This window comes from Coprococcus sp. OM06-34AC, from assembly GCF_003462545.1.
Taxonomy (GTDB): domain Bacteria; phylum Bacillota; class Clostridia; order Lachnospirales; family Lachnospiraceae; genus Coprococcus; species Coprococcus aceti.
This window is the reverse complement of the sequence record NZ_QTZF01000007.1, coordinates 49,237-65,274: the sequence shown is the minus strand read 5'-3', so window position 1 is coordinate 65,274 and position 16,038 is coordinate 49,237. Positions and strand designations below refer to the sequence as shown.

16 protein-coding genes and 2 tRNA genes are annotated in these 16,038 nt (G+C 46.3%); 17 read left to right on the top strand and 1 reads right to left on the bottom strand.

What is annotated here, in order from left to right:
- Window positions 1-7: 7 nt before the first annotated feature.
- Window positions 8-337, top strand: coding sequence for a DUF308 domain-containing protein (locus DXB91_RS11805; protein ID WP_118018158.1), 330 nt, complete (start codon window positions 8-10; stop codon window positions 335-337).
- Window positions 338-411: 74 nt separating this feature from the next.
- Here the strand turns inward: DXB91_RS11805 and DXB91_RS11800 are convergent, their stop codons facing one another.
- Window positions 412-960, bottom strand: coding sequence for a hypothetical protein (locus DXB91_RS11800; RefSeq protein WP_118018156.1), 549 nt, complete (start codon window positions 958-960; stop codon window positions 412-414).
- A gap of 140 nt (window positions 961-1,100) precedes the next feature.
- Here DXB91_RS11800 and DXB91_RS11795 point away from each other — a divergent pair, with 140 nt between their 5' ends.
- The 16 genes from DXB91_RS11795 (at window position 1,101) to DXB91_RS11720 (ending at window position 16,026) form a co-directional block, all read left to right on the top strand.
- Entirely contained in the window at window positions 1,101-1,982 is an 882-nt protein-coding gene (locus DXB91_RS11795; protein WP_243003565.1) for a polysaccharide deacetylase family protein, read from the top strand.
- A 19-nt stretch (window positions 1,983-2,001) separates the two neighbouring features.
- On the top strand, window positions 2,002-3,306 hold the full coding sequence (locus DXB91_RS11790) for a bifunctional folylpolyglutamate synthase/dihydrofolate synthase (protein WP_243003564.1): 1,305 nt from the start codon (window positions 2,002-2,004) through the stop codon (window positions 3,304-3,306).
- A complete protein-coding gene (locus DXB91_RS11785; RefSeq protein WP_118018152.1) occupies window positions 3,306-3,797 on the top strand; it encodes an HD domain-containing protein in 492 nt (163 codons plus the stop codon). Before DXB91_RS11790 ends, DXB91_RS11785 begins: the two co-directional genes overlap by 1 nt.
- A gap of 59 nt (window positions 3,798-3,856) precedes the next feature.
- Window positions 3,857-4,666 (top strand): dihydropteroate synthase, encoded by an 810-nt coding sequence (gene folP / locus DXB91_RS11780; protein ID WP_015533887.1) that lies wholly within the window; start codon window positions 3,857-3,859, stop codon window positions 4,664-4,666.
- A 19-nt stretch (window positions 4,667-4,685) separates the two neighbouring features.
- Window positions 4,686-5,504 carry a 2-amino-4-hydroxy-6-hydroxymethyldihydropteridine diphosphokinase gene (gene folK, locus DXB91_RS11775; protein ID WP_118018150.1) on the top strand — a complete coding sequence of 273 codons (819 nt, stop codon included), beginning with the start codon at window positions 4,686-4,688 and terminating at the stop codon, window positions 5,502-5,504.
- A gap of 34 nt (window positions 5,505-5,538) precedes the next feature.
- Complete coding sequence (locus DXB91_RS11770; RefSeq protein ID WP_118018148.1) at window positions 5,539-6,516, top strand: prephenate dehydratase; 978 nt, start codon at window positions 5,539-5,541, stop codon at window positions 6,514-6,516.
- A 26-nt stretch (window positions 6,517-6,542) separates the two neighbouring features.
- Window positions 6,543-8,075 (top strand): Ppx/GppA phosphatase family protein, encoded by a 1,533-nt coding sequence (locus tag DXB91_RS11765; protein WP_118018146.1) that lies wholly within the window; start codon window positions 6,543-6,545, stop codon window positions 8,073-8,075.
- 3 nt (window positions 8,076-8,078) lie between these two features.
- A complete protein-coding gene (locus DXB91_RS11760; protein WP_015533883.1) occupies window positions 8,079-10,199 on the top strand; it encodes an RNA degradosome polyphosphate kinase in 2,121 nt (706 codons plus the stop codon).
- A gap of 296 nt (window positions 10,200-10,495) precedes the next feature.
- Window positions 10,496-10,990 (top strand): translation initiation factor IF-3, encoded by a 495-nt coding sequence (gene infC / locus DXB91_RS11755; protein WP_015533882.1) that lies wholly within the window; start codon window positions 10,496-10,498, stop codon window positions 10,988-10,990.
- Between the two features lie 39 nt (window positions 10,991-11,029).
- Window positions 11,030-11,227, top strand: coding sequence for a 50S ribosomal protein L35 (gene rpmI, locus DXB91_RS11750; RefSeq protein ID WP_004849138.1), 198 nt, complete (start codon window positions 11,030-11,032; stop codon window positions 11,225-11,227).
- 22 nt (window positions 11,228-11,249) lie between these two features.
- Complete coding sequence (gene rplT, locus DXB91_RS11745) at window positions 11,250-11,606, top strand: 50S ribosomal protein L20 (protein ID WP_004849136.1); 357 nt, start codon at window positions 11,250-11,252, stop codon at window positions 11,604-11,606.
- 172 nt (window positions 11,607-11,778) lie between these two features.
- Entirely contained in the window at window positions 11,779-12,084 is a 306-nt protein-coding gene (locus DXB91_RS11740; protein ID WP_015533881.1) for a hypothetical protein, read from the top strand.
- Between the two features lie 83 nt (window positions 12,085-12,167).
- Window positions 12,168-12,251: transfer RNA gene (locus DXB91_RS11735), tRNA-Leu, on the top strand.
- Window positions 12,252-12,322: 71 nt separating this feature from the next.
- Window positions 12,323-12,406 (top strand) — tRNA-Leu (locus DXB91_RS11730).
- A 138-nt stretch (window positions 12,407-12,544) separates the two neighbouring features.
- The gene (locus DXB91_RS11725) at window positions 12,545-13,576 is read left to right on the top strand and encodes an efflux RND transporter periplasmic adaptor subunit (RefSeq protein WP_022216253.1); all 1,032 of its coding nucleotides are present in this window, start codon (window positions 12,545-12,547) and stop codon (window positions 13,574-13,576) included.
- On the top strand, window positions 13,576-16,026 hold the full coding sequence (locus DXB91_RS11720; RefSeq protein WP_055146890.1) for a biotin/lipoyl-binding protein: 2,451 nt from the start codon (window positions 13,576-13,578) through the stop codon (window positions 16,024-16,026). Before DXB91_RS11725 ends, DXB91_RS11720 begins: the two co-directional genes overlap by 1 nt.
- The last annotated feature ends 12 nt before the right edge of the window (window positions 16,027-16,038 follow it).

Below are 16,038 nucleotides of genomic sequence, written 5' to 3'. Positions count from 1 at the left end.
AGCATATATGTTCAATTTCGTTATGGGTATCGTGATGATCGGAATAGGCGCAATAAGTGTGGCTCATGCATTTTTTTCAAAAAATATGGCGGGCTTCATATTCTTCGGCATACTGATGATCGGATTCGGAATAGTGGAGCTGGTCAGATCCAGGGGCGTAAAGGCCAGAAAGAAGGCTGCCAGAGACAGAGAGTTTGACATGTACAATCTCATTGCGTCGGAGATGGGAGTCAAGATCAATCCGCTCACAGGAGAGATGCTGAGCTCAGACAAGAAGGGTGAAGACGAACAAGTGACTGTTACTGAAGCTGATGATGCAGTGGATGTGGCAGAATAAGAACATAGAATAAAGCGGCATGGAGGTTTTTAGATACCTCCGTGCCGCTTGTTTTTTCATGCGGGATATTTCATCTATTTATAATCAGAGAAATCATACTCTGCAAATGTCTTCCCGTGCTCATCGGATCTGTACACCTTGCCATCGCTGGAGTCGATATAGAAATCACCGACCTTGGTGTCGCCCTCTTTATTGTTGTCGTGGAGCTCGATGTGGTAGCCTGTTTTTCCACCGGAAAATTCTGTGAGATCCTTGTCACTGTTGGCAACCTCGAATCTTCCGTCACCTGCGGGAAGCTGATCCATGAACCAGTCCTGGGCATCATCGAATGAACCGAAGATGCCTGACACGGTGTTTCCCACGCCGTCAGCGACATCCTTTACACCGTCGGCCACGCCGTCAGCGACATCCTTTACAGCGTCGGCTGCTCCGCCTACAACGCCTTTGTCAGATGAGTCGGTGCTGTTTCCCTCAGAGCTGTTACCATTCTGAGCCTCAGATGTTGTCTGGGTGCTGGCTGCTGAAGATGAGCCAGTGCTTGAAGCACCGTTTGAATTGCCACAACCACAGAAGAGGATCATGGTGAGTGTCATACACGTCACAAGTAAAAAGTATTTTTTCATTGTACATGTTCTCCTTTTTTTAATATTTGCTATTTATATTCTCCGTATATCTGAGAAATATTCATGGCATAAAAAATAGACACATAATTAAAAATAAAAAATAATATAATAGAAAAAACGCTATAGGCGGCGAGGATCATTTGAAAAAAATTGACAATGTGCAGGAGGTGACTGACAGATGGCAGTATATTATGCTGGCGGTTGCCATATTTCTTGCCATAATTTTCTGTTGTTATTACATAATCAGCCAGTCGAGGTGGGGCTTTTATAGTGCCGGAGGGCCGGTCAGGCAGCAGGCAAATGTCCTGGGGGCGGATGAGAGCACACCATCGGAGGTGGATGGGGCAAATGATACCGGGGAGATGCAGCCGGAGAAGGACGAAACGGAGTCTGATGCGGAGCCGGAGATAACGAAGAGGGCGTATCTCACATTTGACGATGGGCCATCCGGGAACACAGTGGAGATACTGGATATCCTTGATAAATACGATGTGAAGGCAACATTTTTTGTCGTGGGGCGCGACAAGAGCTATTATGATGCCTACCGGGATATAGTGGATAGGGGACATACACTGGGGCTTCATTCGTACACCCATGATTACGATAAAATATATGGAAGCCTTGCTGATTTCTCCGAAGATATTGAGGAATTGCGAAATTTATTGTATGATGTAACAGGTGTAAATTGTGTATATTACAGATTCCCGGGCGGCAGTTCAAATACGGTATCCAGAGTGGATATGAACACCCTGATAGACTATGTGAATGCCGAGGGGCTTATATATTATGATTGGAATGCGCTGAACAATGATGCCGTGTGTGGCAGCTACACGCCGGAGCAGCTTGTCGACAATATCATGAAGGATGCACTGCAGCACGACGATGTGGTCATATTGATGCATGATCTTGAGTCGAGGCACACCACGGTGGAATCACTGCCGATGCTCATTGAAAGACTCCGGGATGATGGGTATGAGCTGCTGCCTATAGATGAGAATGCACCACTTATCAGGCACAGATGAGAAGGGACGGATATATGCCATGACTTATGAAGAGGCAAGAAGTTATATAGAATATACGGACACCATGGGAAGCGTTCTGGGGCTTGACAGTATAAAGGAGCTGCTGAGAAGGCTTGGCGATCCGCAGGACGCAGTCCCGGTTATACATATAGCAGGAACAAATGGCAAAGGTTCGATATGCGCATTTCTGGACGAGATACTTGAGAGTGCAGGATACAGTGTGGGAAGATATATATCTCCGACGATATTTACATATCTTGAGAGATTTCAGATAGATAAGGAATATATGTCTGAGGAGGATTTTGCCGTATATCTTGAGACGGTGAAAGATGCAGCGGATGACATGGTGTCGGACGGCTGGGGAAGACCCACATCGTTTGAGACGGAGACAGCGGTGGCGTTCTGTTATTTCTGCGACAAAAAGGTCGATTTCCTGTTGCTTGAGACCGGAATGGGAGGCCTGGAGGATGCCACAAATGTGTGTAGCCACCCGGTCTGTACGATAATAGCAAGTATAAGCATGGATCACATGCATTTCCTCGGGAATACCCTGAGGGATATATACAGACAGAAGCTTGGAATATTGAAAAAGAACTGCCCATGTGTGGCGTACCCGCTTGCCTCAGAGCTTGAGGATATGTGGGATATGGCATGTGAGCAGAATAATATATCGGACTTGGCGGTACTTATCAGGGAGAAGGATATAGAGATATGCAGAGAGTCAGTAGGTGGAAGTGAATATATATATGACGGACAGAGATACGAACTTCAGGTTCCGGGCATATATCAGATATATAACAGTGCCACAGCGGCTGCGACCGCACATGTTCTCATGAGGCTTGGATATGAGCTGACTGAGGATGACATAAGGAGAGGACTTAATGCGACGTTCTGGAAGGGAAGATTCCAGAAGCTTATGGACAAACCTCTCTTGTATGTGGATGGCGCACACAATCCGGGAGGCTGGAGAGCACTTAGACAGAACATAGATGAGTATTTTGCCGGAAGAGACCTCATATATATATGTGGGGTGTTCAAGGACAAAGACTATGAGCAGATGCTCAGGATCATGATGCCGGGGGCTTCTGCGTTCATAGCAGTTGAGCCGGATAACCCGAGAGCACTTTCAAGGCATGAGCTGAAAAGGCTGGCAGGGACATATATAGATGAAGTCTATGAGCAGGAAGATGTGGACGATGCTGTGAGGCTGACGATGACGCTGGCTGATGACAGGCAGGATCCGGTGGTGATGGTATTTGGCTCGCTGTCATTTATTGGGCCGATCATAGACCGTGCGGAACATGGAGGATATATAGAAAGCTGATGCAGACAGAGATGGACAGAGTGGACAGGATCATATACAACGATGAATACAGACGTCTCATGGAGACTGTGCGGAACAAGGAGACCGACAGGATATTCTGCCGGCATGGACTTGAGCACTGCCTGGATGTTGCCAGGATAGCGTATATAATGAATATCGAACAGGGATATGCGATAGACAGGGAGATCATATATGCCGCGGCACTTCTTCACGATGTGGGACGGGCAGATCCTGATGACACCGGCAGGAAGCATCATGAGCTGAGTGTTGAGTATGCGGGCAGGATACTGGAGCAGTGCGGATTTTCCACGCAGGAGAATGCGCAGATATGTGATGCCATAGGCTCACACAATACAGACGGTGCTGAGCGGGAAGGACTGGCATATGTGTTGTATAATGCGGATAAGCTGTCTCGAAACTGTTTTGACTGCAAGGCATCAGACCAGTGTTACTGGCTGGAGAGTGCACGCAATACAGGGATAAAATATTAAGGGAAGTACCAAGGGCTCGCACGTCATGTGCGGATATTTTATATCTGGAGGATAAAAGGATGATAATAGGAAACAAGACATTTGAGAGTGGAAAAGAACCTTATGTGATGGGGATACTGAATGTGACCCCGGATTCATTTTCGGATGGAGGACAGCATAACACCATGGACACAGCTCTGTTTACCACAGAGAAGATGATAGCTGAGGGGGCTGTGATAATAGATGTTGGCGGTGAGTCCACAAGACCTGGATATACAAAGATATCGGATGAGGAGGAGATAGAGAGGACCGCACCGATCATAGAGGCGATAAAGAGAGATTTCGACGTGGCAGTATCACTCGACACATACAAGTCTGCGGTGGCTGAGGCGGGTATACATGCAGGTGCAGATCTCATAAACGATATATGGGGACTGAAGTACGATGAGAAGATGGCGGCTGTCATAGCGAAGTACGACAAGGCGTGCTGTCTTATGCACAACAGGGAGAACACAGATTACACAGACTATCTGGCTGATGTTGTATCAGATCTGGATGAGTCGGTTAACATGGCTCTGGCAGCAGGCATAGACAGGGACAAGATCATGGTGGATCCGGGAATAGGATTTGCAAAGGATCTGCATCAGAATCTGCTCCTCATGAACAATCTGGAGCTGCTCCACAAATGGGATCTCCCGATACTCCTCGGAACGTCGAGAAAGTCGATGATAGGACTTACACTTGATCTTCCGGTGACCGAGCGCGAGGAGGGAACAGTTGCCACATCAGTGCTTGGGCTTGTGAAGGGCTGCGATTTCTTCAGAGTACACGATGTGAAGAGTAACTACAGAGCACTCAAGATGACGCATGCGATGCTGAGTGCCAGATAACATATAGCGGAGGTGCGGTATGGACAGTATCAATATAAAAGGACTTGAGGTATTTGCACATCACGGAGTGTACAGGGAGGAGAATGTCCTTGGACAGAAGTTCGTGGTGGACGTATCCATGCAGGTGTCGACCCAGGAGGCCGGCAGAAGTGATGATATAAGAAAATCTGTGAACTATGGCAGCGTGTGCGATGACATACAGAAGGTCATGAAGAACAGAAATTATAAATTGATAGAGACTGTGGCTGAGGAGATAGCAGACATGATACTTCTCACTTACGATGATGTGAGAGGGGTAAATGTGACGGTGAAGAAGCCGTGGGCTCCGGTCATGGTACATGTAGATACAGTGTCCGTGTCCATAAGCAGAAAAAAGCACACAGCATATCTTGGACTTGGGTCAAATATCGGCGACAGGGAATCATATCTGGACATGGCCATAGATGAGCTGAACAAGGATAAATACACCAAGGTGACAAGAGTATCAGATTTTATAGAGACCGAGCCGTATGGCGGCGTTGAGCAGGACGATTTCCTGAACGGCTGTCTGGAGATAGAGACGCTCAGGACTCCTGAGGAACTGCTGAGACTGGTGAATGGAATAGAGAAAGCGGCGGGAAGAGAGAGGCTGATCCACTGGGGACCGAGAACTCTGGATATCGATATCCTGCTTTATGATGATGTCGTGTATGACAGTGAGGATCTTCACATACCACACGTGGAGATGCACAAGAGAGAGTTTGTACTTGAACCATTGTCCACGATAGCGGGATACAAGAGGCACCCGCTGCTTGGCAAGACAATATCCGAGCTTCGTGCCGGGCTGGACAAACAGTGACAAAATTGACACTTCAAGTGGAAGGATAGATAGAATGAATACATTGGAAGAGATAAACAGTCTGGAGGAGCAGATACAGCAGCTTATCACCAGAAAGAATGAGCTTATCGACAGAGCGTGTGTTGAGGGCAGAGATGTTGCGCTGGCACATATAAGCTCTGATGTGGTGAGCGGGTTTGTGCCCGTGGATCATCTGAAGGTCGATAAAGACACGGTGGTTGTATACCAGGGTGTTCCGGGGGCTTACAGTCATCAGGCTATGCATGACTATTTTGGCAAGGATATAAAAAATGTAAATGTTGCAAAATTTGAGGATGTCATAGAGACGGTGAAGAGCGGCAAGGCTGATTACGGAGTCCTGCCTATAGAGAATTCCTCTGCCGGATTTGTGAGTGGTATATATGATATGGTTGGCAGCAGCGGCCTGACCATCGTGGGTGGAGACGAGGTCAAGGTGGCACATATGCTCATGGGAGTTCCGGGCTCAAAGCTTTCTGATATACAGACTGTATATTCCCATCCGCAGGGGCTTCTGCAGTGCAGTGAATTCCTAAACAGAGCCGGATACGCACAGTGCCCGGTTGCGAACACTGCAGTGGGTGCGGTGAAGGTCAGGGATGAAGGCGATATTACCCAGGCTGCCATAGCGAGCGCTCTTGCCGCAGATATATACGGACTTGAGATACTCAAGGACGATATAGTCAACAATGAGAACAACACAACGAGATTTATCATACTGTCAAAGAAAAAGGAGTATGTGAAGAGTGCGGGAAATATATCCGTATGCTTTGCACTGCCACATGAGAGTGGAACCCTTTACAGTATACTTGGACATATAAAACATAACGGGCTCAATATGACAAGCATTGAGTCGAGGCCTCTCAGGGGAAGAAAATGGGAATATTCATTCTTCATAACTCTTGAGGGAAGTCTCATGGATCCGGCGACGATAGATGCGCTGGACCATATAAATAAGGATTCTATGGATTTCAAGATAATTGGAACATACTGATAAGTAACATGAAAGGTGGGGTAGATATGGCAAGTAAGGTATTTGCAGCCATCGATGTAGGTTCTAACGAGCTGTCAATGAAGGTGTATGAGATAACTCCCAAAAAAGGGGTGAGGGAGATCGATTACGTCAACAGCACAGTTGAGCTCGGAAGTGATACCTACAACAGTGGCAGGATAACCGAGGATTCCATAATGAAGGTATGTGAGATCCTCAACAAATTCCGCAGGAAGATGAGGGAATACGATGTGCGTGAATACAAGGCGTATGCATCGTCCGCTGTGCGTGAGGCGGAGAATTCAGTCATGGTCCTTGAGAGGATAAAGCAGCACACAGGCATCGACGTCTCAGTGCTCAGCAACTCGGAGCAGAGATTCATGAACTACAAGGCGTATGCGGCAAAGTCGAAGTTTGAGGATGCCGACACGAAGAACAGGGCGCTTCTGGACATAGGAGCGGGAAGTCTTCAGATATCTATATTTGACAAGCAGAATCTGATCCAGACACAGAACCTTCCTATAGGAGCCGTGAGAATAAGGGATTATCTGGCAAAATACGGCGCAGACACGGTGGCTCTGGAGAATATCATGGAGGAGTTTGTATCGAACTTCATAGAGGAGTTCAGGAACCTCTTTATAAACGATAAGGACATCAAGAGCATAATAGCCATAGGAGACGGAATCGCAAATCTGAAGAAGGTCGGACCGGAGTTGAATATCACAGACAAGATCACAAGAGATCAGTTCCGCGTGCTTTATCACAAGGTAGTTGAGACCACCCCGGAGGTCCTTTCAGAAAAATACGGTGTGCCATACGAGAGGGCGACACTGATGCTTCCGATGGCGATCATTTACCAGTCATTCCTCGACAACTCAAGGGCGGAGGATATCATCACGCCGGATGTTACGTTCTGTGACGGAATAGTTGCCGATTATATGGATAAGAACGGAACGCTTCTGCTGAATAAGAATTTCGACGAGGATATCATTGCATCGGCAAACAGCATAGCCAAGAAATATAAGGTCAACAGGAAGCACACACAGAATGTGACGCAGAACGCACTGGATATATTTGATTCCTTCAAGAGCGTCCACGGACTCGGAAGGAGAGAGAGACTGCAGCTCCAGATCGCAGCCATGCTCCACAGTTGTGGCAAATTTGTAAATATGAACGTGGGCACCATGATGTCCTATCACATAATCATGTCCACGGAGATACTTGGACTGTCCCACAAGGAGAGGGAGGAGATTGCAAATATTGTGAAGTTCAACGAGTATTATCTCCCTTCACAGACAAAGGCACAGGTATCGCTGATGACTGCGGATTACATGAAGGTCGCCAAGCTGGCATCCATACTGAGACTTGCGGATGTCCTTGACAAGAGCCACAGGCAGAAGATAAGTGATATGAAGTTCAGCTTCAAGGACTACGTGCTCACGATGACGGTAGATACACTGAATGATATTACGCTTGAGGCAGGGGTGTTCAAGACCAAGACTGAACTGTTCAGAAAGGTCTTTGGAGTGAAGCCTGTGTTAAAACAGAAAAGGGGGTTGTAAAGGATGGCAGATAAGAATCCGATATTTTATAACAGAGAGCTCAGTTGGCTTGAATTTGACAAGAGATGTCTGTCCGAGGCGAAGGACAGGACCATTCCTCTGTTTGAGAGAATAAAGTTCCTGAGTATAACGGCATCCAATCTGGATGAGTTCTTCATGGTAAGAATAGCATCACTCACGGATATGGTGCATGCCGGATACACCAAGAAGGATATAGCCGGAATGACGGCGCGGGAGCAGCTTGACGCACTCCATGCCAGCACCAAAGAGTTCATGAAGAACCAGTATCAGACACTGAACAGATCCCTCATCCCTCAGCTTGCCCAGAACGGATTGAAGCTTGTGAGACACCATGAGGATCTCACTCCAAAGCAGGCAAAGTACGTGGACAAATACTTTGAGAAGGATGTATACCCGGTACTCACACCTATGGCGGTGGACTCGTCCAGACCATTCCCGCTGGTGCGCAATAAATCACTGAATATAGGTGCACTCATATACGATAAGAAAAAGGACGTGACGGATATAGCGACCGTCCAGGTTCCATCTGTACTTCCAAGGATCGTGAGACTTCCTTCTGAGGAGAAGGGCGTTACCGAGATAATTCTTCTGGAGGAGGTTATTGAGAAGAACCTTGACAAGCTGTTCCTGAACTACGACATAGTGTGTGCATATCCATACCGTATCATGAGAAATGCAGACTTCTCCATAGATGAGGAGGAGACCGCAGATCTGCTGAAGGAGATCGAGAAGCAGCTCAAGCAGAGACAGTGGGGAGAGGTCATAAGACTTGAGGTGGACGAGGCAATGGACAAGAAGCTCCTTAAGGAGCTCAAGAAGCATCTCGGAGTCGATGACGAGGTCGTATACAAGATCAACGGACCTCTGGATCTCACATTTCTCATGAAGGTGAACGGCATAGATGGTTTTGACCATCTGAAGTATCCTAAGTACAAACCGCAGCCTGTACCTGGAATGGGCGATTACAGCCATATATTTGACAGGATAAAGAAGGGAGACATCCTTCTGTTCCATCCATATTATGAGTTCACTCCGGTCATAGAGTTCATAAAACAGGCGGCAAATGATCCTGATGTCCTGGCGATCAAGCAGACACTTTACCGTGTCAGCGGCAATTCACCTATCATCGCGGCACTTGCACAGGCTGCCGAAAATGGCAAGCAGGTAACTGTTCTCGTCGAGCTCAAGGCAAGATTTGACGAGGAGAACAATATAGCGTGGGCCAAGAAGCTGGAGCAGGCGGGCTGTCATGTTATCTATGGCCTTGTGGGTCTTAAGACACATTCCAAGATCGCACTGGTTGTCAGACGCGAGGAGGACGGAATCAGAAGATATGTGCATCTGGGAACAGGAAATTACAATGATCAGACCGCAAAGCTTTACACTGACATGGGACTTCTCACCTGCAGCGATGCCATAGGAGAGGACGCGACGGCGGTGTTCAACATGCTGTCAGGATATTCAGAGCCGAAGAAGTGGAACAAGCTTGCAGTTGCCCCGATCTGGCTGAAGGACAAATTCCTCATGCTGATAGGCCGTGAGGCAGAGAATGCGAGACAGGGCAAAAAGGCAAGGATAGTTGCCAAGATGAACAGTCTCTGTGATCCGGTGATCATGAATGCGCTCTACGATGCCTCAAAGGCAGGCGTAAAGATCGAACTCATCGTCAGGGGAATATGTTGTATCAAGGCAGGAGTTCCGGGACTTTCAGATAATATATCAGTAAGATCCATAGTTGGAAATTATCTTGAGCACTCGAGAATATTCTATTTCTACAATGATGGATTTGAGGATATATACATGGGAAGTGCGGACTGGATGCCTAGAAATCTGGACAAGCGAGTTGAGATAACGTTCCCTGTAGAGGATCCGGAGCTTAAGAAGAAGATAAAGAATATCCTTAAGATACAGCTTGAGGATACACTCAAGGCTCACATCATGCAGCCTGACGGCTCATATGCGAAGCAGGATCTCAGGGGCAAGGCAAAGCTTGATTCACAGATGTATTTTGTGAAGCTTGCGCAGGAGAGTCAGAAGCCGGTGAAGGAAGAGGACAATGACAGGGTGTTCATCCCGGTTGAATCCCACGGCGATAATGAGTGATATAAAGGCAGCACAGAGGCATATCGACAAAAGAAAAATAACAGTTGACACACGGCTGGCGATGTGGTATTCTACCATTGCTGTGTGAAACAGTGAACATAGAAGCAGAGTATCCACTCTCACCTCAGCATGGTCTGACATGACTCGGGTTAATATTTAGCTTAGAAGATTTACAGGGTTTCCCTGAGTTTGAATATGCTTTGTATTAAGAAAGTGGATAGATGGTTCTATCCACTTTTCTTATGTCAGAGAATTGAATTTTAAAAGTGTGGAGGTAGAGAGTCATTAGCGATTTAATGATCAACGAACAGATTAGAGACAGAGAGGTACGACTCATCGGAGAAGATGGTCAGCTTGTTGGAATAATGTCATCCAGGGATGCATACAAGATGGCTCAGGATGCAGGACTTGATCTTGTGAAGATAGCACCTAAGGCACAGCCACCGGTGTGCAAGATAGTTGACTATGGTAAGTATCGTTATGAGCAGGCCAGAAAAGAGAAAGAGGCCAAGAAGAAGCAGAAGACCATGGAAGTCAAGGAAGTCAGACTTTCACCGAACATCGATGCGAATGACCTTAATACCAAGATCAATCAGGCAAGAAAGTTCCTTGAGCATGGCGATAAGGTTAAGGTTACACTGCGATTCAGGGGAAGAGAGCTTGCGCATGTAGAGCAGTCAAAGGTTATTCTTGACAACTTTGCTGAGAAGCTTGCAGAGATAGCAGTTATCGATAAGCCTGCTAAGTTTGAAGGAAGAAGCATGATAATGTTTTTAACACAAAAGCGTTAAATTATTATAGACATATAATTCAAGGAGGAAGTAAGTAAAATGGCTAAATTAAAGACAAAAAGAGCAGCAGCTAAGCGTTTCAAGAAAACAGCTAACGGCGGTTTAAAGAGATCTAAAGCTTATAAGAGTCATATCTTAACAAAGAAGACCACTAAGAGAAAGAGAAATCTTAGAAAGGCTACAATGACAGACGCAACAAACGAGAAGGTAATGAAGAAGATATTACCTTATATCTAATAGATCAGGAGGAAGAAAACCAATGGCAAGAGTTAAAGGCGGAATGAACGCAAAGCAGAAGCACAATAAGGTATTAAAGCTTGCAAAGGGCTACAGAGGAGCAAGAAGCAAGCAGTATAGAGTAGCAAAGCAGTCAGTTATGAGAGCACTTACATCTTCATACGCTGGCAGAAAGCAGAGAAAGAGACAGTTCAGACAGCTCTGGATCGCTCGTATCAACGCAGCAGCAAGAATGAACGACATCTCATACAGCAAGCTTATGCATGGTCTTAAGCTGGCAGGTGTTGACATCAACAGAAAGATGCTCTCAGAGATGGCTATCAGCGATGCTGAGGGATTTGCAAAGCTTGTTGAGGTTGCAAAGGCACAGTTATCATAATATAGAATATAGAATCTTCTATATATAAGTAAAAAGAACCGGATGTGGTATAAACTTACACATCCGGTTCTTTTGTTGCGCGAAAAGGTTTTATAATTCGGAGGCGTATGCTATAATTATAGAGGTTAGGGGGATGACCAATGAGAGTAAAGACACAGAGTAGGAGGCACATATGTTCGTAGAGAGAATAACAAAGGATCAGATGAAGATGTTTCTTGAGACTTTTGCTTGCTGTAGTGAGCAGAAGAACCTCGTTATGAGACTTAACTATGCAGGAAAGGAACCGTATCTGGATGTGACCAGGTTCAGCAATGGTCTGGTATATACTGATTCATATTATGATTTTGACAGTACATACTGCAGTAATCTTTGGAATAAGTTCCTGTATACACAGTTCACACATGAGTATTACACAGCGTTCAAGGAGTACCTTATGAAGGATGTGGACAGAAAGCTCACTAATATGATAAAAATCTGAAAAAAGTTGTTGACTTTGTATTCGATAGATGGTATTATCTTATTCGTTGGTGACGAGCACAGAAGTCGACATCACATAAATATGCGGGAGTGCTGGAATTGGCAGACAGGCTAGACTAAGGATCTAGTGCTGGAAACGGCGTGTGGGTTCAAGTCCCATCTCCCGCATTTTTATTTTGAAAGTCCTATGGAATTTCGGATGTGAGAGAATGGGCGGTTATCAATTACATATAGAATATGCGGGAGTGCTGGAATTGGCAGACAGGCTAGACTAAGGATCTAGTGCTGGAAACGGCGTGTGGGTTCAAGTCCCATCTCCCGCATTTTTTATTTCTAGAGAAAGCTTAAAACATAAGCTTTCTCTTTTTTTTAACTAATATTAACTCCCGGGAGATTTCCTTGATATATGGGCTGACAGGGGGTAGAATCAAATATATTCATAAAAACAGGAGGAATAGAGCGTGTCAAAAGCGATATTCAATAAGAAGGTTCTGGCGGCAGCGATTGCCGGTCTGATGTCCGTGTCGCTGGTTGGTTGCGGAGGCAGTACCGGTGGACAGACAGGAAGTTCCAGAATAAATATAGAGCCGTATAGCAAGGTGGAATTCAATACGGATCAGGTTAAGAGCGGAGATATCCAGTCCTCATTGACATTGGAGCTCAAGCCTGATGGTTACAGCAGCAATGATTACTCGATACAGCAGTCTGACTACAAGGTTCAGGAGGTCAAGGTAAAAGAGGGCGATAAGGTGGCCAAAGGCGATGTGATGATCCAGTTTGAGGCCAAGGATATCCAGAAGACCATAGATCAGTATACGGATCAGAAGGAGCGGGATCAGCTTCTTATAGACCATTACAACAGGCTGGCGAGCATAGACAGCAGCCAGGATTACTCCAGTGACATATCCGCGGCGAAGGAGGATATGGATCTGGCGGATACATACATCAAAGAGCAGAACGAGAGAATGAAGGAGTATCAGGTCATTGCAGACAAGAACGGAACAGTGACTTATGTCAACTCAGATCTGCAGTATGGATATGTCACAGCGGGTGATACGCTCATAACGGTGGATTCGGGTTCGTCTGATTATGTATCAGAGACTGCGGATTCATACGAATTCAAGGAGGGGCAGACCTACGATGCTGATTTTCAGGAGGCAACATTTACACTGAAGCTCACGAAGTGTGAGAAGTATACAAGCTCTGCCACCGGAGAGGAGATGCAGAAACTTACATTTCAGCCTGTCAGTGATATGACCGGAGTGACCGAAGCGGATACCCTCAAGATGGTCATAGATAAGCCGGTTGTAAAGAACGTTGTATATGTGAATAAAAAGGCTGTGTTTGACGGCTCGGGTGAGAAGAAGTATGTGTACACTGTAAATGAGGACGGATACAGGAATGCGGTAGAAGTTACTGTTGGAGATACGGTGGATGATTATACAGTTATCAAATCAGGACTGAAGGCCGGAGAGCAGGTGGTGATAAATTGATGAGACAGAATATTATGCATAAAGGCAGCACACGGACAAAAAAGAATATGACCGCCAGAATAGCATGCCTGGTAATGTCATTTGTCATGGCAGGAGGAATGGCGGGCTGTGGCAAGGAGAACAGCGAGAAGGTTCCTGAGCTCGTTGAACCTGTAAGTACAAACGAGGCATACAGACCGGTCACATATGGAGATATAGGCAAAAAGGTCATCAAGACCGGAACGATAGTCCCAACTGACTATTGTTATTACTATGACACATCTGTGACTCTGTCAAAGGTGTATGTGAATGTGGGCGATGAGGTCAAGAAGGACACGGTTCTTGCAGAGACCGACAGCAATGCATCCACAGCATCGGGAGACGATGGCAGTGGTACAGATTCAGGCTCAATAGTGGATGATTCTTCAACATCGATGGATGGGGACGACAGCTCGGGAGCTGATTCCCAGGATGTGAAGAAGTATTCACATGAGATCAAGCAGAAGATATATGAGCAGAATCAGGCTGAGCTGGACTGGAAGATAAAGGCGTGCGAAGAGATCGGTGATTCAAAGGGCGCTGCAGAGGCCAGAACAGAAAAAGCCATAAATGAGGAGAACAACAGGTACGATAATCTTTTATATGAGTATGAGCAGAAAAAGCTCACACAGCAGGACGAGGATGAGGACAAGGTCAAGCAGAGCGGAACGCTCAAGGCAGACCGTCCGGGCACGGTAACATACGCCAAGAAGATAAGCGGCAGTGAGAATACTGTCGGCGGCGGTGAGAACGTGGTCGTGGTTTCAGATTACAGTGATCCATATATAGAGATAACTGGTGAGAGCTTCAAGAAGAATACATACAGCATGTATAAGAACATGTACACTGTGATAAATGGAAAGCAGTATGACATAGTGCCATACAACTACACCAATCAGGAGATAGCTGTGGCACAGAGCATGTCAAGTCTTCCATACACAAGATTTAAGCTCAAGGGTGTGAAGGATGCAGATAAGATCCTCAGCGTGGGCAACACGGTGTCACTGTATTTCAGTACATCCGATGCAAAGGACGTACTCACAGTGGGAAATGATTCCATATACGAGGAGAACAACCAGAAATTTGTATATGTCAAGACAGATTCCAGTGAGAAGGAGCGCAGGGATATAGAGACTGGTGCCAGCGACAATAACTACACAGAGGTAGTCAGCGGACTCAAGGAAGGCGATCTTGTCTACTACGCTTCAGATGCGGTCATGCCTAGTGATTACACAGAATACACGGTGGCACTCGATTCATATACGAAGACAGCAACGGTGAAGAGCGATTCGTTCTCGGTGGAGGACCTCAACAGTGTCAGCTACACTGCACCATGCGATGGACGTTTCACGTCACTCAACGTCAAGAAGGGCCAGAAGGTTAAGAAGGGGGATGTGCTGTTTGTCATTGACAGTGGCGGCGGAACAGCGGCGGTCAAGGATATAGATAACCAGATCAGCGAGGAGAACCAGACTTACAGTTCGGATCTCAAGGATTTTGATGATCAGATAAATGAGCTTACAAATGAGATCACGAGATACCAGAAGGGTAAGGTGGCAACGCCGACGGATGCAGAGAACACTCTCTACATGGCGGAGCAGCTCGTGTGCCAGAGAAATGTTGTTACATACAACAAGGATCTTAGGATATATACACACAATGCAACCATCAAGAGCTTAAACGCACAGAGAGAAAAGCTCAACAAGAACAATGATGGAAGCGGAAAGATAACTGTCTACGCTGACCAGGCGGGAACAGTCCTCTCGGTTGGCGCGAAGACTGATGTGGCTGTCAAGGAAGGTGCAAATGTACTCACAGTCGGAAGCAACGACAATGTGATCCTGGCGATATCCATATCAGAGGGAAAACTTGCTGTAAACCAGAAGGTTTCAATATCAAATAAGAACAACAGCGGTAAGAAGATAAGCGGAGTGTGTGTCGGAAGCACCGGAGACAGCTCCAAGTCATATATCAGTACTGATTCAGAGGGTGGGGTTCACGTAACCAAGTGTTCAGGCAGTGATGAACTGAAGTATTATATAAAGGTTGATGATGCAAGCTTTTACAAGAAGCCGAAGTCATATCAGGTCAGCTACCCGACAAAGTCCTATGAGAACGTGGTCATGATACCTAACAACATGATCTATCATGAGACGAGCAAGAACAATTCAAATGAGTATGACTATGTATGGCTCATCAAGGATGATGAGATCATAAAGCAGTATGTCACTCTCGGCGAGGCAGACAAGACCAAGACGGTTATACTGTCAGGTCTTTCAGAGGGCGATGTCATAGCTAAGGAATCAGGAGCAACATCCACCGGTGGCTCATCGAGTTCATCAGATGGTTCCGATAATTCAAAGTCAGGCGCAGACAGCCAGTCGGATGGCGGATCGGATTCATCTGGCGGAGATGCGGCGGCAGCAGAGTAGCAGAGAGGAGAT

What these genes read in the sequence shown, in the direction of transcription:
- DXB91_RS11785 (WP_118018152.1), top strand. Translation starts at nt 3,306, where the DNA reads ATGCAGACAGAGATGGACAGAGTGGACAGGATCATATACAACGATGAA.
- DXB91_RS11805 (WP_118018158.1), top strand. Translation starts at nt 8, where the DNA reads ATGTTCAATTTCGTTATGGGTATCGTGATGATCGGAATAGGCGCAATA.
- DXB91_RS11765 (WP_118018146.1), top strand. Translation starts at nt 6,543, where the DNA reads ATGGCAAGTAAGGTATTTGCAGCCATCGATGTAGGTTCTAACGAGCTG.
- folK (WP_118018150.1), top strand. Translation starts at nt 4,686, where the DNA reads ATGGACAGTATCAATATAAAAGGACTTGAGGTATTTGCACATCACGGA.
- DXB91_RS11790 (WP_243003564.1), top strand. Translation starts at nt 2,002, where the DNA reads ATGACTTATGAAGAGGCAAGAAGTTATATAGAATATACGGACACCATG.
- rpmI (WP_004849138.1), top strand. Translation starts at nt 11,030, where the DNA reads ATGGCTAAATTAAAGACAAAAAGAGCAGCAGCTAAGCGTTTCAAGAAA.
- DXB91_RS11740 (WP_015533881.1), top strand. Translation starts at nt 11,779, where the DNA reads ATGTTCGTAGAGAGAATAACAAAGGATCAGATGAAGATGTTTCTTGAG.
- DXB91_RS11770 (WP_118018148.1), top strand. Translation starts at nt 5,539, where the DNA reads ATGAATACATTGGAAGAGATAAACAGTCTGGAGGAGCAGATACAGCAG.
- DXB91_RS11760 (WP_015533883.1), top strand. Translation starts at nt 8,079, where the DNA reads ATGGCAGATAAGAATCCGATATTTTATAACAGAGAGCTCAGTTGGCTT.
- folP (WP_015533887.1), top strand. Translation starts at nt 3,857, where the DNA reads ATGATAATAGGAAACAAGACATTTGAGAGTGGAAAAGAACCTTATGTG.
- rplT (WP_004849136.1), top strand. Translation starts at nt 11,250, where the DNA reads ATGGCAAGAGTTAAAGGCGGAATGAACGCAAAGCAGAAGCACAATAAG.
- infC (WP_015533882.1), top strand. Translation starts at nt 10,496, where the DNA reads ATGATCAACGAACAGATTAGAGACAGAGAGGTACGACTCATCGGAGAA.
- DXB91_RS11800 (WP_118018156.1), bottom strand. Translation starts at nt 960, where the DNA reads ATGAAAAAATACTTTTTACTTGTGACGTGTATGACACTCACCATGATC.
- DXB91_RS11720 (WP_055146890.1), top strand. Translation starts at nt 13,576, where the DNA reads ATGAGACAGAATATTATGCATAAAGGCAGCACACGGACAAAAAAGAAT.